Source organism: Streptomyces sp. Act143 (genome assembly GCF_003143935.1).
Lineage (GTDB): Bacteria > Actinomycetota > Actinomycetes > Streptomycetales > Streptomycetaceae > Streptomyces.
This window is the reverse complement of sequence record NZ_QFRX01000001.1, coordinates 8651009-8677287: the sequence shown is the minus strand read 5'-3', so window position 1 is coordinate 8677287 and position 26279 is coordinate 8651009. Positions and strand designations below refer to the sequence as shown.

The 26279-nt window shown below is 71.6% G+C and carries 23 protein-coding genes; 9 read left to right on the top strand and 14 right to left on the bottom strand.

Translation table 11 applies throughout. The annotated features are described in order from the left end of the window. Positions 1-130: 130 nt before the first annotated feature. The 9 genes from DI272_RS39645 to DI272_RS39605 all read right to left on the bottom strand — a co-directional run bounded on the left by DI272_RS39645 (position 131) and on the right by DI272_RS39605 (position 9250). Positions 131-598 (bottom strand): PhzA/PhzB family protein, encoded by a 468-nt coding sequence (locus DI272_RS39645; RefSeq protein WP_181387466.1) that lies wholly within the window; start codon positions 596-598, stop codon positions 131-133. Between the two features lie 36 nt (positions 599-634). Further along, positions 635-1336: a phenazine biosynthesis FMN-dependent oxidase PhzG gene (phzG, locus tag DI272_RS39640; RefSeq protein WP_109499996.1), complete on the bottom strand. Its 702-nt coding sequence runs from the start codon at positions 1334-1336 to the stop codon at positions 635-637. Then, positions 1329-2168, bottom strand: a complete 840-nt coding sequence (locus DI272_RS39635) for a PhzF family phenazine biosynthesis isomerase (RefSeq protein ID WP_109499995.1) — start codon at positions 2166-2168, stop codon at positions 1329-1331. The genes phzG and DI272_RS39635 overlap by 8 nt, the downstream gene beginning before the upstream one ends. A 136-nt stretch (positions 2169-2304) precedes the next feature. Further along, positions 2305-4203 (bottom strand): anthranilate synthase family protein, encoded by a 1899-nt coding sequence (locus DI272_RS39630; protein WP_109499994.1) that lies wholly within the window; start codon positions 4201-4203, stop codon positions 2305-2307. Next, positions 4200-4823: an isochorismatase family protein gene (locus DI272_RS39625; protein WP_109499993.1), complete on the bottom strand. Its 624-nt coding sequence runs from the start codon at positions 4821-4823 to the stop codon at positions 4200-4202. The genes DI272_RS39630 and DI272_RS39625 overlap by 4 nt, the downstream gene beginning before the upstream one ends. A gap of 36 nt (positions 4824-4859) precedes the next feature. Then, the gene (locus DI272_RS39620) at positions 4860-6047 is read right to left on the bottom strand and encodes a 3-deoxy-7-phosphoheptulonate synthase (RefSeq protein WP_109499992.1); all 1188 of its coding nucleotides are present in this window, start codon (positions 6045-6047) and stop codon (positions 4860-4862) included. A 46-nt stretch (positions 6048-6093) separates the two neighbouring features. Continuing rightward, positions 6094-6594 (bottom strand): PhzA/PhzB family protein, encoded by a 501-nt coding sequence (locus DI272_RS39615; RefSeq protein ID WP_109501282.1) that lies wholly within the window; start codon positions 6592-6594, stop codon positions 6094-6096. Positions 6595-6739: 145 nt separating this feature from the next. Beyond that, a complete protein-coding gene (gene aroC / locus DI272_RS39610) occupies positions 6740-7924 on the bottom strand; it encodes a chorismate synthase (protein WP_109501281.1) in 1185 nt (394 codons plus the stop codon). 240 nt (positions 7925-8164) lie between these two features. Next, complete coding sequence (locus DI272_RS39605) at positions 8165-9250, bottom strand: polyprenyl synthetase family protein (RefSeq protein WP_109499991.1); 1086 nt, start codon at positions 9248-9250, stop codon at positions 8165-8167. 289 nt (positions 9251-9539) lie between these two features. Here DI272_RS39605 and DI272_RS39600 point away from each other — a divergent pair, with 289 nt between their 5' ends. Further along, a complete protein-coding gene (locus DI272_RS39600; protein ID WP_109499990.1) occupies positions 9540-10298 on the top strand; it encodes a sigma factor-like helix-turn-helix DNA-binding protein in 759 nt (252 codons plus the stop codon). 88 nt (positions 10299-10386) lie between these two features. On the opposite strand, the gene DI272_RS39595 is transcribed toward DI272_RS39600, so the two are convergent. The 5 genes from DI272_RS39595 to DI272_RS39575 all read right to left on the bottom strand — a co-directional run bounded on the left by DI272_RS39595 (position 10387) and on the right by DI272_RS39575 (position 18128). After that, positions 10387-10743 carry a DUF3099 domain-containing protein gene (locus tag DI272_RS39595; RefSeq protein WP_109499989.1) on the bottom strand — a complete coding sequence of 119 codons (357 nt, stop codon included), beginning with the start codon at positions 10741-10743 and terminating at the stop codon, positions 10387-10389. Between the two features lie 143 nt (positions 10744-10886). After that, on the bottom strand, positions 10887-12596 hold the full coding sequence (locus DI272_RS39590; RefSeq protein WP_109499988.1) for a cytochrome bc complex cytochrome b subunit: 1710 nt from the start codon (positions 12594-12596) through the stop codon (positions 10887-10889). 366 nt (positions 12597-12962) lie between these two features. Further along, positions 12963-14474, bottom strand: coding sequence for an NAD(P)/FAD-dependent oxidoreductase (locus tag DI272_RS39585; RefSeq protein ID WP_181387465.1), 1512 nt, complete (start codon positions 14472-14474; stop codon positions 12963-12965). A gap of 199 nt (positions 14475-14673) precedes the next feature. Continuing rightward, on the bottom strand, positions 14674-16104 hold the full coding sequence (pcaB, locus tag DI272_RS39580) for a 3-carboxy-cis,cis-muconate cycloisomerase (protein ID WP_109499986.1): 1431 nt from the start codon (positions 16102-16104) through the stop codon (positions 14674-14676). Next, a complete protein-coding gene (locus tag DI272_RS39575) occupies positions 16101-18128 on the bottom strand; it encodes an FAD/NAD(P)-binding domain-containing protein (RefSeq protein WP_109501280.1) in 2028 nt (675 codons plus the stop codon). The genes pcaB and DI272_RS39575 overlap by 4 nt, the downstream gene beginning before the upstream one ends. A 461-nt stretch (positions 18129-18589) precedes the next feature. On the opposite strand from DI272_RS39575, the gene DI272_RS39570 reads away from it, so the two are divergent. From DI272_RS39570 to DI272_RS39535, 8 genes are all read left to right on the top strand, one after another. Beyond that, on the top strand, positions 18590-19279 hold the full coding sequence (locus DI272_RS39570; RefSeq protein ID WP_258314810.1) for a hypothetical protein: 690 nt from the start codon (positions 18590-18592) through the stop codon (positions 19277-19279). Continuing rightward, positions 19276-19473, top strand: a complete 198-nt coding sequence (locus tag DI272_RS39565; protein ID WP_109499984.1) for a hypothetical protein — start codon at positions 19276-19278, stop codon at positions 19471-19473. The genes DI272_RS39570 and DI272_RS39565 overlap by 4 nt, the downstream gene beginning before the upstream one ends. A gap of 139 nt (positions 19474-19612) precedes the next feature. After that, positions 19613-20566 (top strand): mevalonate kinase, encoded by a 954-nt coding sequence (gene mvk / locus DI272_RS39560; protein ID WP_258314809.1) that lies wholly within the window; start codon positions 19613-19615, stop codon positions 20564-20566. Beyond that, on the top strand, positions 20556-21632 hold the full coding sequence (gene mvaD / locus DI272_RS39555) for a diphosphomevalonate decarboxylase (RefSeq protein ID WP_109499982.1): 1077 nt from the start codon (positions 20556-20558) through the stop codon (positions 21630-21632). Before mvk ends, mvaD begins: the two co-directional genes overlap by 11 nt. After that, positions 21632-22732, top strand: coding sequence for a phosphomevalonate kinase (locus tag DI272_RS39550; RefSeq protein ID WP_109499981.1), 1101 nt, complete (start codon positions 21632-21634; stop codon positions 22730-22732). The genes mvaD and DI272_RS39550 overlap by 1 nt, the downstream gene beginning before the upstream one ends. After that, the gene (gene fni, locus DI272_RS39545; protein WP_109499980.1) at positions 22729-23823 is read left to right on the top strand and encodes a type 2 isopentenyl-diphosphate Delta-isomerase; all 1095 of its coding nucleotides are present in this window, start codon (positions 22729-22731) and stop codon (positions 23821-23823) included. Before DI272_RS39550 ends, fni begins: the two co-directional genes overlap by 4 nt. Continuing rightward, positions 23820-24881 carry a hydroxymethylglutaryl-CoA reductase gene (locus DI272_RS39540; RefSeq protein WP_109499979.1) on the top strand — a complete coding sequence of 354 codons (1062 nt, stop codon included), beginning with the start codon at positions 23820-23822 and terminating at the stop codon, positions 24879-24881. The genes fni and DI272_RS39540 overlap by 4 nt, the downstream gene beginning before the upstream one ends. 3 nt (positions 24882-24884) lie before the next feature. Further along, positions 24885-26054 (top strand): hydroxymethylglutaryl-CoA synthase, encoded by a 1170-nt coding sequence (locus DI272_RS39535; RefSeq protein ID WP_109499978.1) that lies wholly within the window; start codon positions 24885-24887, stop codon positions 26052-26054. Positions 26055-26279 lie beyond the last annotated feature (225 nt).

Below are 26279 nucleotides of genomic sequence, written 5' to 3'. Positions count from 1 at the left end.
ACCTCATCCTCCTCGCCGGCTTCGGCGGCGGCATGGCCGCCGGACTCGCCCTCATCGAATGGTGAGAACGCAGAAAACGGGCCCGCCCACCTGATCAGGTGGGCGGGCCCTGGGGCGGTGCGGCACGGGGTCAGGACGTGGGGATCCAGTCCCGGCGGATGTGCGGGGTCTCGATGCTCAGCGACTTCATGTGCTCGATGGGGTTGGTGTACTCGCGGCTGGCCGCGATCTTCCCGTCGTGCAGGGTGAAGCCGTGGATGAAGTGGTTGCGGTAGTGGCCCTCGGGATAGCCGGGGAAGCGGATCGTTCCCTCGCCGTCGCACTCGACCCAGATGACGGACGGGTCCTGGGTCTCGTAGATCTGGACGTCGTACCACTGCCAGTCGGGGAGCACCTTCAGGGACAGTTCGCCGTGCCGCTTCAGCTTCTCGCGGCCGGTGACGACGATGGGGCGGCCGATGTCGGTGTAGAACAGCGACGCGGTGCCGTCGTCGGTGTAGAGGGTGTACCGGATGAGCCGGGCCTCGGGGCCGGTGCGCATGTAGTGCTCGACGGCCTGGCGGTTGCGGGTGCGCAGGTCGTGGTGGTCGGTGAACACCGGTGTGGCGGACGTAGTGATGATGGCTCCCGGGGCTCAGGGCTGGAGCCGGCTGAACTGCCAGCCGGCGTCCGTGCGCTCGTAGTGGAGGCGTTCGTGGAGCCGGTCGACGCCGTTGCCCCAGAACTCGACGCTGGCGGGGTCGAGGCGGTAGCCGACGAAGGTGGCGGGCCGCGGCAGCGGGCGCTGCGGCTCGCCCAGTTCGAGGGCCTCGGCGCGCAGCCGGGCGAAGTGGTCGAGGTCGTCCAGCGGCTTGCTCTGCCGGGAGACGGTGGTCATGGCGTGGGTGAAGACGGCCCGCGCGAACCACAGGGACTCCGACTCGGCCTCGGACAGCTGGGTGACGGGGCCGGCGAGGGTGATCTGCTGGGTGGTCTCGCGCCAGTACAGGACGCCGGACGCCCAGGGGTTCTCGGCGAGTTCGCGGCCCTTGCGGCTGTCGGAGTGGGTGATGAACACGATGCCGGTGTCCGTCACCTTGGTGAGGGCGACGATGCGCGAGGAGGTGCGGCCCTGGGCGTCGGCGGTGGCGAGGGCCATGGCGCGGGGCTCGCGGACGTTGTGGGTGACGGCGGACTCCAGCCATGCCGAGAGCAGCCCCATCGGTTCGGCGGGGGGTGCGATGAACTCGGGGAAGGGCACGTGGAGGTTGCCGGTGAGGGTCTCGGAGCGGCTGGAGCCGCCGCGGGTGGTCACCGCCATGCCGTTGGTGGCGTGGAGCTGGGACAGGTCAGACATGGAGCACCCCTTCGATGGTGACCACTCCGGGGCCCGAGACCTCGACGGAGGTGACGTGGTCGCCCTCGCCGTGGGCGAGCGCGCCCATGGGTGAGGGGCGGCCGATCTCGACGCCCTGGGTGATCTGAATGCGTTGCCCGTACTCGATGAGGCCGTGCCGGGCGAGATGGATGGCGATGGGGCCCGCGGCGGAGCCGGTGGCCGCGTCCTCCACGACGCCGTAGGCGGGCGAGAACATGCGGTTGCGCCAGGAACTTCCCTCTCCCGCATAGCAGTTGGTCGCCATGTCGGGGAAGCGGGCCAGGGCGCGGTGGTCGGGGTCGACCTTGGAGAGGGCCTCGACGCTCTCGAAGCCGACGAGGACGTGCCGGGGGCCGTTGCGGTAGATGTCCACGGGGAGCGTGGAGTCGTGGACGCCGAGGGCTTCGAGGAGTTCGTCGGTGCGGTCGAAGGGCTCCCACACGGGTACCGGCTGCCGCATGCTCGTGGCGACGACCTTGCCGTCGGCGCGTTCGAGGGTGAAGGGTACGACGCCCATGGCGGTCTCGATGCGCAGCCGGTCGGCGTCGGTGCGGGCGCCGAGGGCGATGGCGGTGCCCAGCAACGGGTGGCCGGCGAAGGGCAGTTCGTTGACCGGGGTGAAGATCCGCACGTGGGCGTCGGTGTCGTCCTGGCGGGGACGCAGCACGAAGGTGCTCTCCGACAGGTTCATCTCCCGGGCGATGCGCTGCATCTGATCGGCGGTCAGGTCGTCGGCCCCGAAGAACACCGCCACCGGGTTGCCGGTGAGGGGTTCACGCGCGAACGCGTCGACGACGACGTACGTATGCATCTGGTCTCCCAGTGGTTCTGGTGTCGGCGGGTGCCGATGGGTGTCGGCGGGTGCCGATGGGTGTCGGCGGTGCCGGGCCGGCGCTCGGGGGAGGGCGCCGGCCCGGCGGTTCGGGCGCGACCGCTGCGAGCAGCGGTCAGACCCGGCCGGCGGCCTTCGCCGGGGTGAGCAGCGCGGCCAGTCGTGTCCCCACGATGCGGGGTCCCTCTCGGGTGAGCACTGACTCCGGGTGGAATTGCATCGAGGCGAAGCGGGGACCGCTCAGCGCGTGCACCTCGCCGGTGGCCGGGTCGCGGCTGACGCGGACGGTGCCGATGCCGTCCGCGTGGAACTCGTCGTGGTCGGCGAGCAGGGCGAACGTGTTGTAGAAGCCGACGCGTTCGGCGCCGCCGAACAGGTCGATGGCCTTCTGTACGCCCTGGTTGGGTACGTCCCTGCGGCGCAGCGGCAGGCCGAGGCGCAGGCCGAGGACCTGGTGGCTGAGGCAGACGGCGAGGAAGGGGCGGCCTTCGCGCAGCAGGGTGTCGACGGCCTGGTGCAGATGCGCCATCTTGGGGTGGGCGAGTTCCTGCGGGTCGCCGGGGCCGGGTCCCATGACGACCAGGTCGTGGCCGTCGAAGGAGTAGGGCTCGTCGAAGCGGCTGACGGTCACCCGCAGTCCCAGGGACCGCAGTTGCTGGTCGAGCATGGAGGTGAAGGTGTCCTCGGCGTCGATGACGAGGACGCTGCGTCCGGCGAGTTCGGGGCGGGCCGCCTCGCGGGCTTCGGCGTCGGTGAGCCAGAAGTCGGCGATGGAGGTGTTGCGCTGTCCGAGGGCCTCGCGGACGACGGGGTGGTCGGCGAAGCGTTCGGTCTCGGGTGTGCCGCCGAAGGCGGAGACGAGGGCGGCGGCTTTGGCGCGGGTCTCGGCGGCCTCGGAGGCGGGGTCGGAGTGGCGCACGATGGTGGCGCCGACGCCGATGCCGATGCGGCCTTCGGCGCTGATGTCGGCGGTGCGGATGAGGATCGCGGAGTCCATGACCCGCTCGCCGTCCGCGTCCCGGCCGATCAGTGCCGCGGCGCCGCTGTAGTAGGCGCGGCCGCCGGGTTCGTACTGGGTGATGGTGCGGCAGGCGCTCTCCAGCGGGCTGCCGGTGACGGTGGGCGCGAACATCGTCTCGTGCAGGATGTCGCGGACGTCGCGGTCGGTGCGGCCCTCGATGAAGTACTCGGTGTGGGCGACCTTGGCCATTTCCTTGAGGTAGGGGCCGACGACCCGGCCGCCGCCGGGGCAGATCCGGGCCATCATCTTCAGTTCCTCGTCGAGGACCATGTACAGCTCGTCGGTCTCCTTGCGGTCGCCGAGGAACTCAAGGACGCCGGAGAGGGTGGGCCCGGAGGAGGGGTAGCGGTAGGTGCCGCTGATGGGGTTCATGACGGCGGTGCCGCCCTGGAGGCTGACGTGCCGCTCCGGGGAGGCGCCGACGAGGATGCGGGTGCCGGTGTGGATGAGGAACGTCCAGTGGGCGCCGGACTCGCGGGTGAGCAGGCGGCGGAACAGGGCGGGGGCGCTGCGCGGGCCGTAGTCGGTGATGTCGGCGACGAAGGTGCGCTTGATGACGAAGTTGGCGCCTTCGCCGGTGCCGATCATCTCCTTGACGATGCGGCGTACGACGTCCTCGTAGGCGGCGTCGTCGACGTCGAAGTCGCCGCCGGACAGGGTGGTCGGCACGTCGGGGATGCGGGCCAGGGTCTCGTCGAGGGGCAGCCGCTGCTGGCCGGTGACGGTCATGGCGACCAGCGGGGTGCCGTCGTCGGAGCAGGCGAAGCCCCGTTCGGTGAGCTGCCGGTAGGGCAGCACGACGAGGACCTCGTGGTGGGCGCCGTCCTGTGTGCTCTCCGGCAGGTCGATGCCGGCGAGGGTGGCGGGCAGGGAGACCTCGCCCGTCAGGACCTCGACGATGTCGGGGCCGGTGGCGCCGGGGCGGTGCAGCAGCGCGTACGGCTGCTGGGCGGGCCCGTTCAGTGCCTGGTCGAGCAGGTCGCCGTGCGTCATGCGAACACCTCTTTCGCGGTGAGGACGCGGGCGCAGCGCTCGGCGGCGTAGGTGAGGGCCGAGCGGTGGTACTCCTGGGAGAAGTCCGCTGTGGCGTCCGCGACGAAGAACGGCTGGATGTCGTTGGTGTAGGCCTCGACGGCGGTGGCGAGGACGCCGACGTGGGCGTAGACCCCGCACAGGATGAGCTGGTCGCGGCCGGCGGCCCGCATCCGCTGGAGCAGGTCGGTCTTGAAGAAGGCGCTGTAGCGCCACTTGGTGAGCAGCCAGTCGTCGGCGGCCGGGGCGAGGGCGTCGACGACCTGGCGGTCCTCGGGGGTGGTGCGCATGCCGGGGCCCCAGAAGTCCTTGAGCAGACCGCGCTGCTCGTCGGTCATGCCGCCGGGCTGGGCGGTGTATGCGACGGGGACGCCGAGGGCGGCGCAGCGCTCGCGCAGCTGCGCCGCGCCGCGTATCAGGTCGTCGCGGAGGCTGTCGGGGAACGGTTTGAGGAAGTACCGCTGCATGTCGTGGACGAGGAGGACGGCCCGGGCGGGGTCGGCCTTCCAGGCGACGGCGGCCGGGGGCAGATCGCCCTGGGCGGGCAGCGGGTACGCGGAGATGGGAGGTATGCCGGTCATGGCTTCGGCTCCTGTTCCTGCTGGGGTCGTGGGGGCTCAGGCGGTCCAGGACTCGACGACGGACATGGCCTGCCACGGGGTGAGGCGGGGGTCGCAGAAGGAGGTGTAGCGCTCGCCGACGGTGTGGAGGTCGTCCTTGCTGTAGGCGCACTCGGTGACGTCGTCGGGCGTGGTCTCCAGGTGCAGGCCGCCGGCGACACCGCCCGCGTCGCGTACGGCGGTCACGAAGCGGGAGACCTCCAGTGCGACGGTCTCCACGAGGCGGGTCTTGTGGCCGCTGGGCGCGTTGACCGTGTTGCCGTGCACCGGGTCGGTCAGCCAGATCGCCGGGTGGCCGGCCTCGCGCACGGCCTCGACCAGGCGCGGCAGCCGGTCGGCGACGTTGCCGGCGCCCATCCGCGCGATCAGGGTGAGCTTGCCCGGGTCGCGCCACGGGTCGAGCCGCTCGCACAGCGCCAGCAGCTCTTCGGGCTCCATCGAGGGGCCGACCTTGCAGGCGACCGGGTTGCTGACCTGGGCGAGCATGGCGACGTGGGCGCCGTCGACCTGGCGGGTGCGCTCGCCGATCCACGGCCAGTGGGTGGAGCCGAGGAACAGCCGGCCCTGCTCGTCCACGCGGAGCATGGGCACCTCGTAGTCGAGGAGCAGCGCCTCGTGGCTGGTCCACACGCGGGGGTTGACGACGTCGCGGCCCGCGCCGCGTTCCCGCCAGCCGAGGTGGTCGACGACGTCGCTGGCGGCCATGTAGCCGGTGAGGATGCGCAGCGGGTCGGCGCGCCGGCTCTCGGCGTCCGCCTCGGGGGCGTTGACCATGTGCCCTCGGAACGAGGGGAGTTCGACGCCGTCGATGATCTCGGTGGGCTTGGAGCGGGGCTTGGCGAACTGCCCCGCGATGCGTCCGGCGCGCAGGACGGGCTTGCCGGTGATCAGGCCGAGCGCCCCGGCGAGCAGGTCGAGGACGGCGACCTTGCGGGCGACGTGCTCGGGGGTGCAGTCCTGCGGGTCCTCGGCGCAGTCGCCGGACTGCACGACCAGGGCCTCACCGGCGGCGACCTTGCCGAGCAGGGTGCGCATGGTGGCCACGTCGTCGGGCTGTACGAGGGTGGGGCGGGAGGCGAGTGCCTCGCCGACCCGGCTCAGCTGGAGCAGGTCGCTCCACTCGGGCTGCTGCAACGCCTCGCGGACACGGATGTCCCGGGTGACGTCCTTCACGACTTCGTTCATGCCGTTCTCCGATCCAGCGGTGGGGTCGTTCGTGCCAGGGGCGTCATCAGGTGGGGATTCCGGTGCGCTTGATCTCCGGGACCGGAATGCCGAGGGCGCGCAGCTGCTGGAACGGGTTCATGAACTCGCGCTGGCGCTTGATCTTCCCGTCCTCGAACTCGAAGGAGTGCAGGAAGTGGTTCTCGTAGAGGCCCTCGGGGTAGTCCCCGAAGCGGATCTTGCCGCGGCCGTCGCACTCGACCCAGAAGTGGTTGGGGTCGTCCGTCTCGAAGATCCGGACGTTGTACCACTCCCAGTCGGGGAAGCACTTCAGGGACCACACGGCGTGCTCGCCGAGCCGGTCCCGGCCGTGGGTGGCGACGGGTGAGCCGGTGTCGGTGGTCCACAGTCCGCCGACGCCGTCCTCGGTGAACAGCTCGTGGCGGCGCAGCCGGTCCTGGCCCAGGGTCTTCATGTACTGCTCGACGATGGCGCGGTTGTGCCGCCGCACCTCGGAGGCGTCGGTGAATGCGGCGGATGTCGTCTGGGTGTCTACGGATTCGGACACGGTCAACCCCTGTGTGTGCTCGTGTGTTCGGGAAAGGTCGTTGCGAGAGCTGCGAGAACTGCGAGAGCTGCGAGAACCGCGAGAACTGCGAGAACCGCGAGAGCCGCGGGAAAGGTGCGGGAAAGGTGCGGCCACGGAGGAACGTTCAGCTGATGCGCAGGTGGTCGAGGTAGGACTGGACGTTGCGGCGGGTCTCCACGACGTTGTCGCCGCCGAACTTCTCCGCGACCGCGTCCGCCAGGACGAGCGCCACCATCGCCTCGGCGACGATCCCGGCGGCCGGAACCGCGGAGACATCCGAGCGCTGGTGGTTGGCGGGCGCCGCCTCACCCGTGGTCACGTCCACGGTCTGCAACGCGCGCGGCACGGTCGCGATCGGCTTCATCGCCGCCCGCACCCGCAGCAGCTCGCCCGTGGTCAAGCCGCCCTCGGTACCGCCCGAGCGGCCGGAGACCCGGCGGATGCCCTCAGGCGTGTTGACGATCTCGTCGTGCGCCTTGGAACCCGGCACCCGCGCGAGCTCGAAGCCGTCACCGATCTCGACGCCCTTGATGGCCTGGATACCCATCAGCGCACCCGCGAGCCGGGCATCGAGCTTACGGTCCCAGTGCACGTGCGAGCCCAGGCCGACCGGGACGCCGTAGGCCAGGACCTCGACCACACCGCCGAGGGTGTCGCCGTCCTTGTGGGCCTGATCGACCTCCGCGACCATCGCCTTGGAGGTGTCCGCGTCCAGGCAGCGCAGCGGATCGGCATCCAGCCTCTCCACATCGGCCGGGGTCGGGTACACACCCTGCGGCGCCTTCACCGAGCACAGCTCCACGACATGGCTGACGATCTCGATGCCGGCCGTCTCCTTCAGGTACGACCGGGCCACCGCGCCCAGCGCCACCCGGGCCGCCGTCTCACGCGCCGAGGCACGCTCCAGGATCGGCCGAGCCTCGTCAAAGCCGTACTTCTGCATTCCCGCGAGGTCGGCATGACCGGGACGCGGGCGGGTCAGAGGCGCGTTGCGAGCGAGCCCGGCCAGGATCTCCGGGTCGACGGGGTCCGCCGCCATGACCTGCTCCCACTTCGGCCACTCGGTGTTGCCCACCATGACAGCCACCGGGGAACCGAGGGTGAGACCGTGCCGGACGCCGCCGAGGAAGGTGACCTCGTCGCGCTCGAACTTCATCCGGGCGCCGCGTCCATAACCGAGGCGGCGCCGGGCCAGGTGGTCCGCCACCATCTCCGTGGTGATCGGCACTCCTGCGGGGAGGCCCTCCAGTGTCGCGACGAGTGCGGGCCCGTGGGACTCCCCTGCGGTCAGCCAGCGCAACCTGCTCATGGGCATGCGTTCTCCACAGATCGAATTTCGGTGTCGAAAGGGGAGCTGAGCCGGGAGGGCAGCTGATGCCTCTACGAACCGGCGGTGAGGACGTCAACTCACTGCCGCGGATGCGATTTTGGGCAGGGAGGACGTGCAGAAATTGTGACACGCATCTAATGCAAAAACCAAGAGCCCCTTGAGGTGACCTGAGTCACCCAAGGGGCGTTTATAGAGCGGGAGTTGAGTAATTCCCGAGAATCAGGACGTCCGCTGGGTCGCGCTGATCGCCATCGCGGTCAGTTCGTCCTTCGCGTAGTCGGTGGCGCTGCTCGACCGCAGTGCGTCGAGGGCGCGCTCGGTGCGCCGGGTGATGTCACGCTCCACGTGGTCCACCGCACCGACGTCGGTGATGACGGCACGCATCGCGGTGAGCTCCTCGTCGGTGATCGGTGTGCCGATCTTCGTGCGGAGGAACTTCGCGGCGTCCGGGTCGCGTTCGTCGGCGTAGCGCAGCGCCGCCGCGAACAGCACGGTGCGCTTGCCCTGGATCAGGTCGCCGCCGGACGGCTTGCCGGTCTCCTCGGGGGTACCGAACACGCCGAGCAGGTCGTCGCGCAGCTGGAAGGCGATGCCGATGTCACGCCCGAACGTGCGGTAGGCGGCAACGAGTCCGGGGTCCGCGCCGGCGATGGCGGCGCCGATGTGCAGCGGGCGTTCCACCGTGTACGAGGCCGTCTTGTACTGGTTGACGCGCTGCGGGGTGTCGATGTCCTCCTCGCCCGCCGCCTCGGCCGTCACGTCGAGGAGCTGGCCGCACAGGACCTCGGTGCGCAGGGCCGACCAGACCGGGACCACCCGGGCCAGGGCCGGTGCGGGCAGCCCGGAGGTGTGGACGAGGTCCTCGGCCCAGCCCTGGGCGAGGTCTCCGGTCAGGATCGCGGCGCCGGTGCCGAAGAGTTCGGCGTCGCCGTTCCAGCAGCGGTCCCGGTGCAGGCCCGCGAACATCACGTGGGCGGCGGGGGCGCCGCGGCGGGTGGGGGCGGCGTCGACGACGTCGTCGTGGATCAGGGCGGCAGCGTGGAACAGTTCCAGGGCGGCGCCGATACGGGCCACCGACTCGGCCGTGGCACCGTCGCCCCCCTCCTCGCCGCCGGCGCCGAGCCAGCCGAGCCAGGCGAAGGTCGGGCGGACGCGCTTGCCGCCGCGCAGTACATAGGTCTCCAGCTCGGTGACCGCGTCGACGCAGGCCGGGCCGATCGCCGCGGCCTCGTCCCGGCGGTCCGCGAAGAACCGGCGAAGCGCGTCCTCGACGGCCTGAACGGGGCTGGTTCGAGTGCTCGTCATTGCGTCAACTTCCCTGATTGTCTGTGGAGTCGAATCGGAGTCGGCATCTGCGTCACGATTATTGGTGGATTCCCTTGAAATGCGGTCGAGTCCCATTGACACAAACGCGGTACGCGCTCCGGCAGTGGATCCTCGCTGCATTTGAACTCGAACTTCCGCTGCCCGTGCGGAAATGGGGAGCCGACGGCTCCTACAGTGGTCTGGGATCCCCCTCCCCCGAGGCGTGCCCGTCCGTCGCCCCCCCCTGACGGCGGGCACGCCCCCCCGCGGTCATTTCCGAGGAGCCGCTGTGAGCAGAACCGACGAGTTCACGAAGCTGCGGCCCCTGCTGTACGCGATCGCCTACCGCATCCTGGGCGAGACGCGCGCGGCCGAGTACGCGGTGCAGGCGGCCTGGCTGCGCTGGATGGCCGCGCCGGCCCGGCCCGCCTCCCTTGAGGGGCATCTGGCGGCCGAGGTGACCCGGATCGCGGTCAGGGCCCTGCAGTCGGCCCGTGTGGCGCGCGGCGAGGTCGTCGGGCCGTTGCTCGCCGACAGCGGGCCGGCCGCCCCGGACCGGCCGGCGGAACTGTCGGACTCACTGTCGCTGTCGGCGCTGATGGTGCTGGAGCGGCTGTCCCCGCTGGAGCGCGCGGTGTTCGTGCTGCGTGAGGCGTTCGGATGCGGTGACGAGCAGATCGCGGCGGCACTCGGATGTTCCGAGGAGGCCTGCCGTCAGCTGCTCGCCGCGGTGGCGACGGTCAGCGACGGCGGGCGTGAACCGCTGCCGTGGCCCACATGTGTGGCGGGTGCCGGCAACGTCGCACGGATGCTCGCGGCGATCGTGCCGCCGCTCGCGCGGGTCGGCATCACCATGGACGAGTCACTGGTGGGCGACCGGGCCGGCTGGGTCTTCCGGGACCGGGACGGTGCCGTGCTGCATGCCCTGGTGCTCGACGTCCAGGACGGGCGGGCGCAGCGTCTCCATCTGGTCGTGCATCCCGGTGGGCACGCCGATCCGGTGGCCGAGGCCTGCGCGATCCTGCGCGAGGCCGACCGGGCGCGCTGAGCGGAGAAGTCCCGGAGAAGTCCCGGAGAACGCCGGGCCGGACACCTTGCGGAAGGTGTCCGGCCCGGCGCTTTTCGGGTGTCGGGGGTCAGGCCGCCGTGTTCTGTTCCGGTGGCAGGACCAGGGTGGGTTCGAGGACGACCCGGGGAGCGGTTTCGGCGACGGGGCGGGCCAGTTCGGGCCGTACGCCGCGCTGCTGGCGCCAGCCCGCCTGCGCGGCGACGACCGCGACGTACGGGATGAGGACCCCGCCGGCCAGGGCGCAGACCGCAACGGCCGGCCAGCGGTTCCAGGTGAGCGCCATCACGACGACACACGCGGTGCGCACCAGCATGGCGGTGACGTAGCGGCGCTGGCGGCCGCGCAGGTCCTGGGACAGGCCGGGGCGGGCCCGGGTGATGGACTCGGCCCGGGGCTCGTCCCGGTGCCGCGGGGTTCGGCTCATCGGGCCTCCGTGGCTGCTCCGGCACGGCGGCCGGAGGACATGGGCGGGAAAACGGCGGCGGCGCGGGTGATCCGTCCCCTGATCACCCGCGCCGCCCTCTCATGCCGACCCGGTGCTCCGCCGGACAGGCCCCGGGCCCCGGGTCAGTGCACCTGTTGGCTCTGGTGCCGGTCCTGCTCGCGCTCTTCGAGGGCGGCGTGACCGTTGGCCGAGGGAACATGGGCGGGGTCGAGGTGTTCCAGTGCGTGCCGCATCTCCTCGCGGGTCGGCTTGGCGATCTGACCGCCGAACAGCCAGCGGCTGAGCAGATGGCGCCGCTTCTCCTCGCGGACGTTCGGGTTGGGCACGCCGTCGGCGTCGACGGCCTCCGGGGCCGGCAGGACCTCGGGCATCTCCCGGGACAGCAGGGTGTACTCGGTGTCCCGGTCGAGCCGCTCGTGGACCTCGACGAACTCGCCGTGCGGCAGCCGCTTGATACGGCCGGTCTCGCGGCCGTGGAGCAGTTTGTCGCGGTCGCGGCGCTGGAGGCCCAGGCAGATCCGCCGGGTGATGATGTAGGTCAGTGCCGGGACGGCGAACAGGCCGATCCGTACCGCCCAGGTGATCTGGTTCAGGGACAGGTGGAAGTGCTCGGCCAGGACGTCGTTGGCGCCGCCGAAGAACAGCACCAGGTAGAAGCTGACGAAGGCGAGGCCGAACGCGGTGCGGGTGGGCTGTTCGCGGGGCCGGTCCAGCAGGTGGTGTTCGCGTTTGTCGCCGGTGATCCAGGCTTCCAGGAACGGCCACGCCGCGAACACCTTGATCATGACGGCGGGCAGGATGACCGCCGGCAGCAGCACGCCCATGTTGACGGTGTAGCCGCCGGGCAGCACGAACTCCCAGGCGGGCATGGCACGCAGGGCGCCTTCGAGGAAGCCCATGTACCAGTCGGGCTGGGAGCCCTGGGAGATCTGGTCGGCGCGGTAGGGGCCGTAAGTCCAGATCGGGTTGATCTGGGCGACGCCCGCCAGCAGCGCGAGCACACCGGAGACGAGGAAGAAGAACCCGCCCGCCTTGGCCGTGTAGTGCGGCATCAGGGGCTGGCCGACGACGTTGTTCTCGGTGCGGCCGGGGCCTCGGAACTGGGTGTGCTTGTGGTAGAAGACCAGGATCAGGTGGGCCGCGGTCAGCGCCAGCACGATGCCCGGGATCAGCAGGATGTGGATGCTGTAGAACCGCGGGATGATGTCGTTCCCCGGGTATTCGCCGCCGAACAGGAACAGCGTCAGATAGGTGCCGACCACCGGGATGGCGAGCGTGACACCTTCGGCGATGCGCAGGCCGGTGCCGGAGAGCAGGTCGTCGGGGAGCGAGTAGCCGACGAAGCCTTCCAGGGTGACCAGGACCAGGATGATGAAGCCGATGAGCCAGTTGAGCTCACGCGGCTTGCGGAACGACCCGGTCAGGAAGTGCCGCAGTGTGTGTGCGCACAACGCGGCGATCATGATCAGCGCCGACCAGTGGTGCAGCTGGCGGATGAACAGGCCGCCGCGCACCTCGTAGCTGATGTCGAGGGTGGAGGCGTACGCCTGGGACATCGGGATGCCCTGCAGCGGTACGTACGACCCGTGGTAGACGGTCTCGCTCATGCTCGGGTCGAAGAACATGGTGAGCCATGCGCCGGTGAGGATCAGCACGATGAAGCTGTACAGCGCGATCTCGCCGAACATGAACGACCAGTGGTCGGGAAACACCTTGCGGACCAGGAACCGGAGGCTGTAGATCCCGAGCCGTCCGTCTGCCCAGTCGGCTATGCGTTCGCCCCTCGGTGGTGTGGTGCGCACACTGTGTGGCGCCCTCTCGGTCGTGCTCATACCCGCGCGCCCTCCCGTCGCCGCTCGGCCGTCACAGGCACACCCGGTTCGGCCGGCGTCCGGCCGGTCGTGGAGGTGGCCTGCCGCGGCGCAAGCGGGCCCGTGCCCTGGAGCTGGTGAAACGCTATCGACGCGCGGCAAGGGCGAACAACCGCGCTCAAGTGATACTCAAGTGGCAACTCGACTGATCCTTGAGAGAGTTGTCGGGCCTGTGGCCGCAAGTGCCCTGCGTGGGCGGCTGGTTGCTCCACCTCAGTCACCTCAGTCACCTCAGTCATGAGGCCGAGCGTATGAGCGTGCGATGCCGTCCGCGACGGCATTGAATCCGCCAAGTGGCGTGAAGACAGGGCCTGTTCACGGTGGCCGTCACGGTCGGCGCCGTTCTCCGGCCGGGGCCACGGCGGGCCAGTGGGCCGAGGAGCCGGTGGGCCGGGGCCGTACGGAGCCGGTGGCGACGCCGATGGCGGGTGCCGTCGGTGCGGCGGGGCGGCGTCGGCGGGCGTCGGGGCCGTGGGTGGCGGTGGGCGGCGGCGGTACGGCGGCCTCGCCGCGGGGGCGCAGGGTCGCCCACAGGGCGCGGGCGGCGGGCGGGGCGAGGGTCTCGTGCGCGGTGAGCAGCTCGGTCGCGGCCTGCCGGTCGGTGGTGGCGGCGACGGCGAGCCGGGACCCGTACCGGCTGCCGAGCCGGGCGCGCAGCCCGTCCGGCGGATCCAGCGGGCCGGTGGCCGACCGCCAGGCGGGGGCGACGCGGTGGGCGAGCGTCCGGCGCAGCCGGTGGCTGATCCCGACGGCGGTGCCGTGTGCGGTGAGCACCTGATCGAGGGCGAGGGCGCACTCCACTGCGAGGGTCATGCCGTGGCCGTGGGCCGGGTCGAGGGTGGCGAGGGCGTCCCCGACGACGAGTAACTGGTCGGGGAAGCGGCGCAGTTGCTCGTAGTGCCGTCGGCTGCTTCGGGTGCGGCAGGTGTAGACGGGGCCGAGCGGGGTGGCGTTCGCGATGAGGTCGCGCAGCAGCGGGTCGCGCAGGGCGCCGGCGGCCTCGAGGAGTTGGGCGTGGTCGGTGGGCGGGGCGCTGTCGTCGCCGGCGCTGAGGGTCACCGACCAGCGGCCGCCCTCGACGGGGCTGAGCACGGCCCGGCGGGGGTCGCCGGGCGCGGGCATCAGCAGCAGGCCCTCGAAGTCGGCGACATGGCCGACGGGCGGGGCGTAGAGGGTGGTGGCGTGGGTTGTCGCGGTGCCGGACACGGTCTCGCGCGGGGGTTCGTAGCCGAGTGCGGTGAGCCACTCGGGGACGCGCGAGCCGCGTCCGGAGGCGTCCACCACGAACTCGGCGGACATCAGCCGCCGGGGTGCGAAGCCGTCCGGTGACCGCCGGTCCCTGGCGCGCACCCACACGCCGGCGACGGTGTCCTGGGGGCCGGGCTGGAGGGCGACGACCTCGTGGTCGGTCAGGAAGGTCACCTTGGGGTCGGCGCGCACCCGGTCCCGTACCACCGCGTCGATCAGGTCGCGGCCGGCGCTGAAGCGGGACAGGCCCGTGTCGAAGCGGGGCAGCCAGCCGGCCGGGCCGAGCGTCAGCAGGTCCGCGGGGACGCGGACGCGAACCGCCCCGGCCCGCACCAGGTCGTGGCGGATTCCGGGGAACAGCCGCTCCAGGCCCACGTGGGCGGTGGTCGTCAGGGTGTGGGTGTGACGGGCCTGGGGCACACCCCGGCGGCGGCCGGGGCCGCGGGGCAGCCAGTCGCGTTCGATCACGGTGACCCGGTCCATGAGGTTCGCCAGTGCCCGCGCCGCGGTGAGCCCGGCGAGGCCGGAGCCGATCACCACGGCGTGGCCGTGGCCGCCGTCCTTGTCGACAACACGCGCGTCCAGTCTCAACTCGGCCGCCTCCCCTGTGCGTTGTGTTTGCATCATGCGCCGCGCGGCAGCCGACGCGACCAGGTTCGACGTCGCCTCAAGCGGCATTCGAGGAGGGCTCTAGGAACGGTCCGGGAAAGGGCGTGAAGAACGGCCTGAAGAAGGGCCCGGTGGTGCGTACGGCGTCACCCGCGCCGTACGCACCACCTCGTTCCCGCCGTCAGGGCGACGGGGTCCTTGCGTGGGCCGGGGCCGTCAGGGCCCGGTCCACGAGCGGGCCGGCGAGGCCGGTGTAGCCGGCCGGGTCGAGGAGGGCGGCGGCCTCCTCGCGGGTGAGGATGCCGGCGAGCTGGGGCAGGTCGGCCAGGACGTCGGCCAGGGGCAGGCCGGTGCGGGAGGCCAGCATCGAGGCCTGGGTGAGGAGTTCCTTCGCGGCCGTCTTGCCCAGGCGCGGCGAGAGGACGGCGGAGACGCGTTCGGAGACGAGCTGTCCGCCGGTTGCGGCGAGGTTGGCCCGCATCCGCTCCGGGCGCACGAGGAGCCCGCGGGCGAGTTCGACGGCCGTGTGCGCGGCTCCACCGGTGAGCCGCAGGGCCTCGCGCAGGGGCTGCCATTCCGCGTGCCACATCCCGGCCGACCGTTCGTCCTCGGTGGGCAGGGCTTGCAGCAGTACGGTGGCCAGCGCGGGGACCTGGAGCGCGGCCGAGCGGATCAGGGTGGCGAGCACGGGGTTGCGCTTGTGCGGCATCGCCGAGGAGACGCCGCGTCCGGTGACCGCGGGTTCGGCGACCTCGCCCACCTCGGTCCGGGTGAGGACCAGCACATCGGCGGCGATCTTGCCGAGGGCGCCGGTGGTGTGGGCGAGCGCGGCACCGAGGTCGGCCACCGGGGTGCGCAGGGCGTGCCAGGGCAGGGCGGGTACGGCCAGACCGGTCTCGTCGGCGAAGGCGGCGCCGAGTTCGTCGAGCACGGTCGCGGGGTCGGCGCCCTCACCGGCGTACTGGAGGTAGCCGGCGAGGGTGCCGGCCGCGCCGCCGAGCGCGACCGGCAACTCGATCCGTTCCAGGCGCTCGACGGAGTCGAGGACCAGCTGCCGCCAACCCGCCGCCTTGAGCCCGAAGGTGGTGGGTACGGCGTGCAGGGCGAGCGTGCGGCCCGCCGCCACCGTGTCCCGGTGGGCGGCGGCGAGGCGGCCCAGCGCGTCGGCGACCGACCGCAGATCGCGGACGATCAGCCGCAGCGCCCGCTGCGCCACCAGCATCGCGCCGGTGTCGAAGACGTCCTGGCTGGTGGAGCCGCGATGGACGTACTCGGCGGCCTGCGGGGAGCGTTCGGCGACGACCGCGGTGAGCGCCTTGACCAGGCCCACGACCGGGTTCGCGGTCTCCCGTGCGGCCAGGGCCAGTTCGCGTACGTCGAGCAGGTCGGCGCGGGCCGCGGCCGTGATGGCCGCGGCGGCCTGGGCGGGGACGGTGCCGCAGCGGGCCTGGGCGCGGGCCAGGCCCGCCTCCGCGTCGAGCATCGCCTGCAGCCAGGCACCGTCCCCGACGGCCGCCTCGGCCTCGGTGCCCACCCGGACCGGGGACAGGAGCCCCGCGTCCAGGTGGGCGGAGAGGGTGTGTGCGCGTGAGGTCTCGTACGGGGGCGTCATACGTTCGCCTTCGTGTGGGCGGGTTCCGGACTTGCGGCCGCCGGGGTCTGCGTGGCCGACTCTCCTGTCTGCGTGGGCAGTTCGGGTTGGGCGAGGACCGCTGCTGCGATGGCGTCCGAGTCCTCCAGAGTGACCGAGCCGACGCCCGGCCGGATGCCCGCGGCGGTGACCCAGTGCACCGACTCGGTGGGCACGCCGTAGGCGAACCGCCGCGGGTGCGGGGTGCCTTGGGCGTCGAGGAGGTGGTAGGGCCGCTCGGACACCGCCAGGCCGCCGGTCTCGTAGGCGCCACCCGGGCCGGGGATGAGGAACGGCTGACACTGACCGGTGTCCAGCAGCCGGCTCATCAGCGGATCCGCGGTGCGGCGCAGATCGATCTCGGGCAGCCGGGCCTCGATGAGGACGGTGGCCCGTATCCGCACGCCCGGGATCGCGCTCGACGTCGCCGTGAAGCAGGGCCCGAGCGGATCGTCCGCGTCGGCGGCGACGCGCAGCCCGGGGCCGGTCACGTCCAGGATGCCGGCGTCCATGAGCGCGGCCATCTCCTCGATGCGGGAGGCGGGCGGGCCGATGGAGAGGTAGGCGTTGAGCGGGGTGTACCAGCCGTCGAGGTGGTCCCGGTGGGACTCGGCGGTCAGGCCCGCGTGGTCGACGGCGAGCCGCAGCTCGTTGCGCAGGTCCCGCAGGACGTCGAGGGCGGCTTTGACGGGGCCGCTGACGTTGCCCTGGCGGGCCAGCCGGACGTCGTCGTCGAGGTGGCCGCGCAGCCAGGCCCGGAAGGCGGCCTGGTCGGTGAAGACGCGGTCGCCGTAGGGGCGGGCGACACGCTCCCAGTCCCAGCGTTCCGCGACGGCGATCCCGCCGGCGTCGAGGAGCCGGTCCTCCTCGACACCGGGTTCGGCGTGCAGATACGCCTCGACGAAGGTGTCGACGGCGTGCGCGGTCTCGCCGCGTGCGGTGAGCAGCGCCGCGTAGTAGACGCCGCACACCTCCTTGGACACCAGCGGCCACAGGTCGGCGGCGAAGTCGATGGCACCGCTGTGCGGGGCGCGTGCGCGCAGCTCGGCGATGTAGCCGGTGGTCAGCAGCCGCGGGTGGTGGCGGCCGTGCGCACCTTTCTCGTTCTCGCCGCGCGCCTGGTAGGGCACCCCGCGCCGGGAGCCGGCGTACAGCCGGGGTTCGCGGCCGGAGGGCCGGTAGACCAGGCGGCCGTCGACGCGGGTGAAGACGCCGCCCCTGCCGTAGGTGAACAGGGCGAGGTAGTCGAAGAAGTTGAGTCCGAGTCCGCGCAGCAGCACGGGTTCACCGGCCCCGATGCCGGACAGGTCGACGTCGGCCGGGTTGGACGGGGCGAGATAGATCAGACCGTTGCGTTCGGCGTACGCCGTCAGCCCGGCTTCCGTGTCGGACAGCCGCACTGGCACGTGCCCCTGGGCGAGGACGACGGCGGACAGGCCGGTGAGCCGGGTGCCGTCCTCCAGGACGACGGTCTGCGGGCCCGTGCGGACGGTCTCGTCCTCAAGGGCGACGGCGCGCACCGGGTGCGTCACCACCGTCACATGGGCGGCGGCGTCGGCGACGACCTGTTGGAACGCCCAGGTGAGATAGGAGCCGTAGAGGGCTCGGGTGGGGTAGCTGTCGGGGCCGAGACGGCCGGCCTCGGCGAGGGCGGCCTCGTCACAGCCGCACTCCGCGCCGGGCTCCAGGGTGCTGGAGGCCAGGGCCTTGGCCCATTCGTACAGGCTCGGCCCCTCGTCCAGCGGGCCGTCGATGCGGACGCTGGCGTCGGTGTAGACCGTCACCTGCGAGGCCACCGTGTTCATCAGCAGATGCCGCGACTGCGTCGGACGCCACACCCGTCCCGCGCCCGGGGGGTCCGGGTCGACCACGTGGACGGTGACGGCGTCCCAGCGCGGCGACTTCCGCTCCTGGGCACAGAGCCGTTCCAGTACGGAAAGGCCACGCGGCCCGGCGCCGACGAGACAGACCTTCAAGTGCCCGGTCGCTCCGCCCTCGACGTGCAGGACGGGGTCGCGCGGGTCCGGCCGCCCGGACGGGACCGGGTCCCCCGGAACCCTCGGGCCGGGCACCGAGGTGCGAGACCTCACGGTGAGTCCGACGCTTACTGCGCGTTCGCCTGCATGCGTACCGTCCACAGCGCCTCCTTTCTCCGCAACGGTCGGGGCAGCCGCTCAACCAATGCTCAGATCCGGGTTGAACCCCGCTTGAGAAAGCGAAAGACGGTTCCCTGATCAGGTCTGGCCTCGGTCCCAGGCGAGCCGCGAACAAGGCTGTATCGGGACTCCAGCAGGCCTCGGTCAGCCCTCGGTACGTTCATCGAAAAGCGTCACCGATTCCGCTTCGGACGGAATCGCACCGACTCTCCGGGGATATGGATGGGAATCTGGAGTTCCCCTGAAGAAACGATGGTTCGCGAGCGCCCCACGCGCACGCGGGAGTTGGGAAATCGACGGGGGTACGGGACATGGAAAACACATGGAATTTCGCGGAGGGCGCGGAGGGCGAGCCGCTTCGTGAGGGAGATTCGATGAACACCGGCCCGTGCCCCAGGAGGCACGACCACGAGCGGCCCGCCGCCACCGGGTCACTGCTGTGCGCCGACTGCCTGGGTCAGGTGGAGCGCGACCTGCGTGCGCTGCCCGGGCTGCACCGGGAGAGCCTGCACCACGTGTCGCCGGTGTCCCGGCGGACCAACCCGACGAAGGTGTCGGGCAGCGCACGGCGGGACTACCTGAACATCTCGGTGCTGGACGCCCGCCACAACATCCTCGAGACCCTCGGTTCGTGGGCGGAAATCGTCGTGGAGCAGCGGGGAGTCCCGGCCCCGGCGCATTCCGTTCCGCAGCTGTCGAGGTTTCTGGCCCGGCATCTGGAGTGGCTCGCGGCGCAGCCGCCGGCCGCCGATCTCGCGGACGAGATCGAAGGCCTCGTCGCCGAGTTGCGCGGCACGATCGACCCCGATCCCAGCGGCCTGAACGGCCTCGTCCGCATGTGCGTCATGGACGACTGCGAAGGATCGATGAGGCCCGCGCTGAATGGCGGGGTCACCGGTAACGGCAGCATCGAATGCTCTGCCGGACATTCCTGGGAAATGCACGAATGGCTGAACCTGAGGCGGCTCATGGAGCAGCAGCGAAAGGGTGTCACCGCATGATGAAACCGCCGCGTCACAGGCTCGTCCCCACGAATGTGGCGGCGCTCGCCGTAGGGGTGTCCGAGGCGACCATCCGTAAATGGGTGAGCCGCGGGAAGATCACCCGCTACGGCGCCCCGAACTGCCGCTCGGAGTTCGACATCGACGAGCTCACGGAGATAGCACTGCAGCGCCGTCCGCGCACCTGCCCATGAACGCCGCAACGGTTGACGGGCGGCCCGGCGCTGCCCTTCGCACGTCCTGTTCTTCCAGCAGAAACGACAAGGGGAGCTGAGTGGGTTGACACTACCGACCTCATTGGAAGGAGTGCCGGGAAACCGCCGGGCTCGCTCCGTGGGCATCGGCCGCGCCCATGCCAAGGCCATCCTGCTGGGAGAGCACGCGGTCGTGTACGGGGCGCCGGCGCTGGCGCTGCCGATTCCGCAGCTCACGGCCACGGCGAGCGCCGGATGGTCGATGCCCGCCGGTGATGTGCAGGGCGAGTTGTCCTTCACGATGACCGGCTCCGCGTCCCGCGCGGTGGTGACGTGGGCCTCCGACGGCCTGCGTCAGCTGACCCATGCCTTCAAGGAGCGCATGGGCGTCACCGGCACCCGGCACCTGGACGTGATTCTCGACGGTGCCATCCCGCTCGGCCGCGGGCTCGGTTCCAGCGCCGCGCACTCGCGGGCGATCGTCCTGGCCCTGGCCGACCTGTTCGACCGGGAGCTGGACCGGAGCACGGCGTTCGAGCTGGTGCAGACGGCCGAGAACGTGGCGCACGGCCGGGCCAGCGGCGTGGACGCCATGGCTGTCGGGGCTGCGGCCCCGCTGCGGTTCCAGGCGGGCCAGGCCCGTGACCTGACCGTCGGCTGCGAGGGCCTGTTCATCCTCGCGGACAGCGGCACGGCCGGCAGCACCAAGGAAGCCGTGGAGCTGCTGCGCTCCGGGTTCCGGCGCGAGGCCGGGGCCCAGGAGCGGTTCCTGGGCCGGGCGACCGGGCTCGTCGACGACGCCGAACTGGCGCTCGCCGAGGGTGACCCGGAGCGGCTCGGCACGCGGATGACGGACTACCACGAGCTGATGCGGGCCGCCGGGCTGAGCACCGACCGGATCGACACGATGGTCGAGGGCGCGCTGAAGGCGGGCAGCCTCGGCGCCAAGATCACCGGCGGTGGTCTGGGCGGCTGTGTCCTCGCCCTGACCCAGCCGGAGCAGGCCCGCGAGGTCGCCCGGCAACTGCACGAGGCCGGCGCCGTCCAGACGTGGGTCGTGCCGCTGAGGAGGCTCGCCGACCATGCGCACTGACCAGCCGACCGTGCGAACGGACCAGCAGACCGTGCGAACGGATCAGCAGACCGTACGTGCCGAACAGCCGGTCGCGACGGCCGTCGCGCACCCGAACATCGCGCTCATCAAGTACTGGGGCAAGAGCGACGAGAAGCTGTTCCTGCCCCGCACCGACAGCCTGTCGATGACCCTGTCCGTGTTCCCCACGACCACCCGCGTCCGGCTCGCCCCCGAGGCCGGGCAGGACACGGTCGTCTTCAACGGGGAGCCCGCGACCGGTGAGGCGGCGCGCCGCATCGTCGCGTTCCTCGACCTGGTGCGGGAGCGGGCGGGCAGCCCGGTGCGGGCCGTCGTCGACACCGAGAACACCGTGCCCACCGGGGCCGGTCTGGCCTCCTCGGCCAGCGGGTTCGCCGCGCTGGCCGTCGCCGCGGCGGCCGCCTACGGGCTCGGTCTCGACGCGCGGGGCCTGTCCCGGCTGGCCCGGCGCGGCTCCGGCTCGGCCTCGCGGTCGATCTTCGGCGGCTTCGCCGTCTGGCACGCGGGCAACCCCGACGGCACCCCTCAGGAGGCGGACGCGAGTTCGTACGCCGAACCGGTGGACGCCGCAGGGCTCGACCCGGCGCTGGTCGTCGCGGTCGTCAACGCGGGCCCCAAGGAGGTCTCCAGCCGGACGGCGATGCGCCGCACCATGGACACCTCCCCGCTGTTCGAGCCGTGGGCGGAGTCCAGCAGAGCCGACCTGGTCGACATGCGGGCGGCGCTGGGGCGCGGCGACCTGGCGGCGGTCGGCGAGATCGCCGAACGCAACGCGCTGGGCATGCACGCCACGATGCTGGCGGCGCGCCCCGCGGTGCGCTACATGTCGCCGGCCTCGCTCACCGTCATCGACAGCGTGCTGCAACTGCGCCGGGACGGCGTTGCGGCGTACGTGACGATGGACGCCGGACCCAACGTCAAGGTGCTGTGCCGGCGCGCGGACACCGACCGGGTGGCCGCGGTCGTCCGCGAGGCCGCCGCGGGCGGTTCGGTGCACGTCGCCGTGCCCGGGCCGGGCGCCCGGCTGCTGGACGAGGGCGTGTGATGGCCGGTCAGCGGACCGTGGTGCGGCGCGCGCCGGGCAAGTTGTTCGTCGCGGGCGAATACGCGGTGGTCGAGCCCGGCAACCAGGCGATCCTGGTGGCCGTCGACCGGTACATCACCGTCACCGTGTCCGAGTGCGAGGTCGCCGGCGCCGATGTCGTCGTCGACTCCGACCTCGGCGCGCGCCCGGCGCTGCTGCGCCGGCACGGCGGCCGGCTGGCCGGGGGCGACGGGCGGACGCCGCATGTGGTGTCCGCGCTGGACACCGTGGCCGAGCTGCTCGCCGAACACGGCCTGCCCGTACCGCCGTTGAGCGTGTCGATCAGCAGCACCCTGCACGCGGACGGCCGCAAGTACGGCCTGGGTTCCAGCGGCGCGGTGACGGTGGCGACCGTCGACGCGGTCACGTCGTACTGCGGTCTGCGGCTCACCCGCGAGGAGCGGTTCCGGCTGGCGATGCTCGCCGGCGCCCGCCTGGAGCCCAAGGGCTCCGGCGGTGACCTCGCGGCCGCCACCTGGGGCGGCTGGATCGCTTACCGCGCGCCCGACCGGACGCAGGTCCTCGACCTGGCCCGCGCCCACGGCGTGGCGGAGTCGCTGCGGGCGCCCTGGCCCGGTTTCTCGGTACGCCGGCTGCCGGCACCGGCCGGACTGTCCTTCCAGGTCGGCTGGACGGGAAGCCCCGCCTCGACCGAGGCACTCGTCTCCGGCCTGCACGGGCGGCGGACCTGGCGGGGCAGTGCCTCGCACCAGAAGTTCGTGGCGACCACCGCAGACTTCGTGCAGGCCGCGGTCGCAGCGCTGGACAGCGGCGACGGCCCGGCACTGCTGCACGAGATCCGGCGGGCCCGGCAGGAGCTGGCCCGGCTGGACGACGAGGTCGGCCTCGGCATCTTCACGCCCGCACTCACCGCGCTGTGCGACGCCGCCGAAGCGGTCGGCGGCGCGGCCAAGCCCTCCGGGGCGGGCGGCGGCGACTGCGGCATCGCCCTGCTCGACGAGCGGGCCGCGCACGACATCTCGCAGGTACGTCAACGGTGGGCCGCGGCCGGGGTGCTGCCCCTGCCCCTGCGTCCCGCCCTGGAAGGGAACGAAGCATGAGTAGCGCTCAGCGCAAGGACGACCACGTCCGGCTCGCCATGGAGCAGCAGCACGCGCACAGCGGACGCAACCAGTTCGACGAGGTGTCGTTCGTGCACCACGCCCTGGCCGGCATCGACCGCCCGGACGTGTCCCTGGCCACGAGCTTCGCCGGCATCACCTGGCAGGCGCCGCTCTACATCAACGCGATGACCGGCGGCAGCGCCAAGACCGGCGCCATCAACCGGGACCTGGCCACCGCCGCCCGGGAGACCGGGGTGGCCATCGCGTCCGGTTCGATGCACGCCTACTTCAAGGACCCGTCCTGCGCGGACACCTTCCGGGTGCTGCGCAGCGAGAACCCGCACGGGTTCGTCCTGGCGAACGTCAACGCGACCGCGTCGGTCGACAACGCGCGCCGCGCCATCGACCTCATCGAGGCGAACGCGTTGCAGATCCACCTCAACACGGCGCAGGAGACGCCCATGCCGGAGGGCGACCGGTCCTTCGGGTCGTGGGCGGCGCAGATCGAGCGGATCGCGGCGGGTGTCGACGTCCCGGTGATCGTCAAGGAGGTCGGCAACGGCCTGAGCCGGCAGACGATCCTCGCGCTGCCCAACCTGGGTGTGAAGGTGGCGGACGTCAGCGGGCGCGGCGGCACGGACTTCGCCCGGATCGAGAACGGCCGGCGCGAGCTCGCCGACTACGCGTTCCTGCACAACTGGGGCCAGTCCACGGTCGCCTGCCTCCTCGACGCCCAGGACGTCGGCCTCCCCGTCCTGGCCTCCGGCGGCGTCCGCAACCCGCTGGACGTGACCCGCGCCCTCGCCCTCGGCGCCCGTGCCGTCGGCTCCTCCGGCGGGTTCCTGCGGACCCTGGTCGACGGGGGTGTCTCCGCGCTGGTCGCGCAGATCTCCACCTGGCTCGACCAGCTGGCCGCCCTGCAGACCATGCTCGGCGCGCGCACGCCCGCCGAGCTCGCCCACTGCGACCTGCTGATCCACGGCGAGCTCCGCGACTTCTGTGCCGACCGGGGCATCGACACCCGGCAATTCGCCCAGCGCTCCAGCTCCATCGACGCCCTTACCGAGATGACAGGAAGCTCACGATGACCGAAGCACACGCGATCGCCGGCGTCCCCATGCGCTGGGTCGGCCCCCTGCGCATCTCGGGGAACGTCGCCAACACCGAGACCCAGGTTCCGCTGGCCACCTACGAGTCGCCGCTGTGGCCGTCCGTCGGCCGCGGCGCGAAGGTGTCCCGGCTGGCCGAGAAGGGCATCGTCGCCACCCTCGTCGACGAGCGGATGACCCGCTCGGTCCTCGTCGAGGCCATCGACGCCCAGACCGCGCTGACGGCCGCGCGGACCATCGAGGCCCGCATCGACGAGCTGCGCGAGGTGGTGCGCGGTTGCAGCAGGTTCGCCCAGCTCGTCGGCATCCGGCACGAGATCAACGCCAACCTGCTGTTCATCCGCTTCGAGTTCACCACCGGCGACGCCTCGGGCCACAACATGGCGACCCTGGCCTCCGACGCCCTGCTCGCCCACCTCCTCAAGACGATCCCGGGCATCTCCTACGGCTCGATCTCCGGCAACTACTGCACGGACAAGAAGGCCACCGCCATCAACGGCATCCTCGGCCGCGGCAAGAACGTCGTCACCGAGATCCTCATCCCGCGTGACGTGGTGACCGACGTCCTGCACACCACGGCCGGGAAGATCGTCGAGCTGAACATCCGCAAGAACCTGCTCGGCACCCTCCTCGCCGGCGGCATCCGCTCGGCGAACGCGCACTACGCGAACATGCTGCTCGCGTTCTACCTGGCCACCGGCCAGGACGCGGCCAACATCATCGAGGGCTCGCAGGGCGTCGTGATGGCCGAGGACCGCGACGGCGACCTCTACTTCGCCTGCACCCTGCCGAACCTGATCGTCGGCACGGTCGGCAACGGCAAGGGGCTCGGCTTCGTGGAGACGAACCTGACCCGGCTCGGCTGCCGGGCCGAGGCCGCGCCCGGCGAGAACGCGCGCCGCCTCGCCGTCCTCGCGGCGGCCACGGTGCTGTGCGGCGAACTCTCGCTGCTCGCCGCACAGACCAACCCCGGAGAGCTCATGCGCGCGCACGTCCAGCTGGAACGCGACAACAAGACCGCAAAGGTTGGTGTCTAGGTCATGTCCATCTCCATAGGAATCCACGATCTGTCGTTCGCCACGGGCGAGTTCGTGCTGCCGCACACCGCGCTGGCCGACTACAACGGCACCGAGATCGGCAAGTACCACGTCGGCATCGGCCAGCACTCGATGAGCATCCCCGCCGCCGACGAGGACATCGTCACCCTGGCCGCGACGGCCGCCGCGCCGATCATCGCCCGGCACGGCAGCGACCGTATCCGCACGGTCGTCTTCGCCACCGAGTCCTCCATCGACCAGGCCAAGTCGGCGGGCGTGTACGTCCACTCGCTGCTCGGGCTGCCCTCGGCGACCCGCGTCGTGGAGCTGAAGCAGGCCTGCTACGGCGCCACGGCCGCCCTCCAGTTCGCCATCGGCCTGGTCCGGCGCGACCCCGCCCAGCAGGTCCTGGTGATCGCCAGTGACGTCTCCAAGTACGAGCTGGACAGCCCCGGCGAGGCGACGCAGGGTGCGGCGGCGGTGGCCATGCTGGTCAGCCTCGACCCGGCCCTGGTGCGCATCGAGGACCCCTCGGGCCTGTTCACCGCCGACGTCATGGACTTCTGGCGGCCCAACTACCTCAACACCGCCCTCGTCGACGGCCACGAGTCCATCAACGCCTACCTCCAGGCCGTCGAGGGCACCTGGAAGGACTACAGCGAGCAGGGTGGCCGCGGGCTGGAGGAGTTCGCCGCGTTCTGCTACCACCAGCCGTTCACGAAGATGGCCTACAAGGCCCACCGCCACCTGCTGAACTACTGCGGCCAGGACACCGACAAGGACGCCATCGCCCAGGCCATCGGCCTGACCACGGCCTACAACACGGTGATCGGCAACAGCTACACGGCCTCCGTGTACCTGGGCCTGTCGGCACTGCTGGACCAGTCCGAGGACCTGACCGGCAAGTCCATCGGCTTCCTCAGCTACGGCTCCGGCAGCGTCGCCGAGTTCTTCGCCGGTACGGTCGTCGCCGGCTACCGGGACAAGCTGCGCACCGAGGCCAACCACGAGGCCATCAACCGGCGCAAGCCGGTCGACTACGCCGGCTACCGCGATCTGCACGAGCGGTCGTTCCCCACCGACGGGGGCGACTACGCCACCGAGGAGCAGACCAGCGGCCCGTTCCGGCTGGCCGGGATCAGCGGTCACAAGCGCATCTACCAGGCGCGCTGAGCATTCGACTGCGGCGCCGTGGGGGCTGGTCGCGCAGTTCCCCGCGCCCCTGGGGCGTTGCCCGACCGGAGTCGATTTCGTGCGGGCAGCCCTGGGGCGCCCGCACGATCCGGTCCTATATTCGCGCATTTACTCGAAAATCACTTGAGGGGCGGCACTCGCATGCAGGACGTCAGGATCATCGGTACGGGTGCCTATGTGCCGGACCGGATCGTCTCCAACGAC

What these genes read in the sequence shown, in the direction of transcription:
- phzG (WP_109499996.1), bottom strand. Translation starts at nt 1,336, where the DNA reads ATGTCTGACCTGTCCCAGCTCCACGCCACCAACGGCATGGCGGTGACC.
- DI272_RS39635 (WP_109499995.1), bottom strand. Translation starts at nt 2,168, where the DNA reads ATGCATACGTACGTCGTCGTCGACGCGTTCGCGCGTGAACCCCTCACC.
- DI272_RS39630 (WP_109499994.1), bottom strand. Translation starts at nt 4,203, where the DNA reads ATGACGCACGGCGACCTGCTCGACCAGGCACTGAACGGGCCCGCCCAG.
- DI272_RS39625 (WP_109499993.1), bottom strand. Translation starts at nt 4,823, where the DNA reads ATGACCGGCATACCTCCCATCTCCGCGTACCCGCTGCCCGCCCAGGGC.
- DI272_RS39620 (WP_109499992.1), bottom strand. Translation starts at nt 6,047, where the DNA reads ATGAACGAAGTCGTGAAGGACGTCACCCGGGACATCCGTGTCCGCGAG.
- aroC (WP_109501281.1), bottom strand. Translation starts at nt 7,924, where the DNA reads ATGAGCAGGTTGCGCTGGCTGACCGCAGGGGAGTCCCACGGGCCCGCA.
- DI272_RS39605 (WP_109499991.1), bottom strand. Translation starts at nt 9,250, where the DNA reads ATGACGAGCACTCGAACCAGCCCCGTTCAGGCCGTCGAGGACGCGCTT.
- DI272_RS39595 (WP_109499989.1), bottom strand. Translation starts at nt 10,743, where the DNA reads ATGAGCCGAACCCCGCGGCACCGGGACGAGCCCCGGGCCGAGTCCATC.
- DI272_RS39590 (WP_109499988.1), bottom strand. Translation starts at nt 12,596, where the DNA reads ATGAGCACGACCGAGAGGGCGCCACACAGTGTGCGCACCACACCACCG.
- pcaB (WP_109499986.1), bottom strand. Translation starts at nt 16,104, where the DNA reads ATGACGCCCCCGTACGAGACCTCACGCGCACACACCCTCTCCGCCCAC.
- DI272_RS39570 (WP_258314810.1), top strand. Translation starts at nt 18,590, where the DNA reads ATGGAAAACACATGGAATTTCGCGGAGGGCGCGGAGGGCGAGCCGCTT.
- DI272_RS39565 (WP_109499984.1), top strand. Translation starts at nt 19,276, where the DNA reads ATGATGAAACCGCCGCGTCACAGGCTCGTCCCCACGAATGTGGCGGCG.
- mvaD (WP_109499982.1), top strand. Translation starts at nt 20,556, where the DNA reads ATGCGCACTGACCAGCCGACCGTGCGAACGGACCAGCAGACCGTGCGA.
- DI272_RS39550 (WP_109499981.1), top strand. Translation starts at nt 21,632, where the DNA reads ATGGCCGGTCAGCGGACCGTGGTGCGGCGCGCGCCGGGCAAGTTGTTC.
- fni (WP_109499980.1), top strand. Translation starts at nt 22,729, where the DNA reads ATGAGTAGCGCTCAGCGCAAGGACGACCACGTCCGGCTCGCCATGGAG.
- DI272_RS39540 (WP_109499979.1), top strand. Translation starts at nt 23,820, where the DNA reads ATGACCGAAGCACACGCGATCGCCGGCGTCCCCATGCGCTGGGTCGGC.
- DI272_RS39535 (WP_109499978.1), top strand. Translation starts at nt 24,885, where the DNA reads ATGTCCATCTCCATAGGAATCCACGATCTGTCGTTCGCCACGGGCGAG.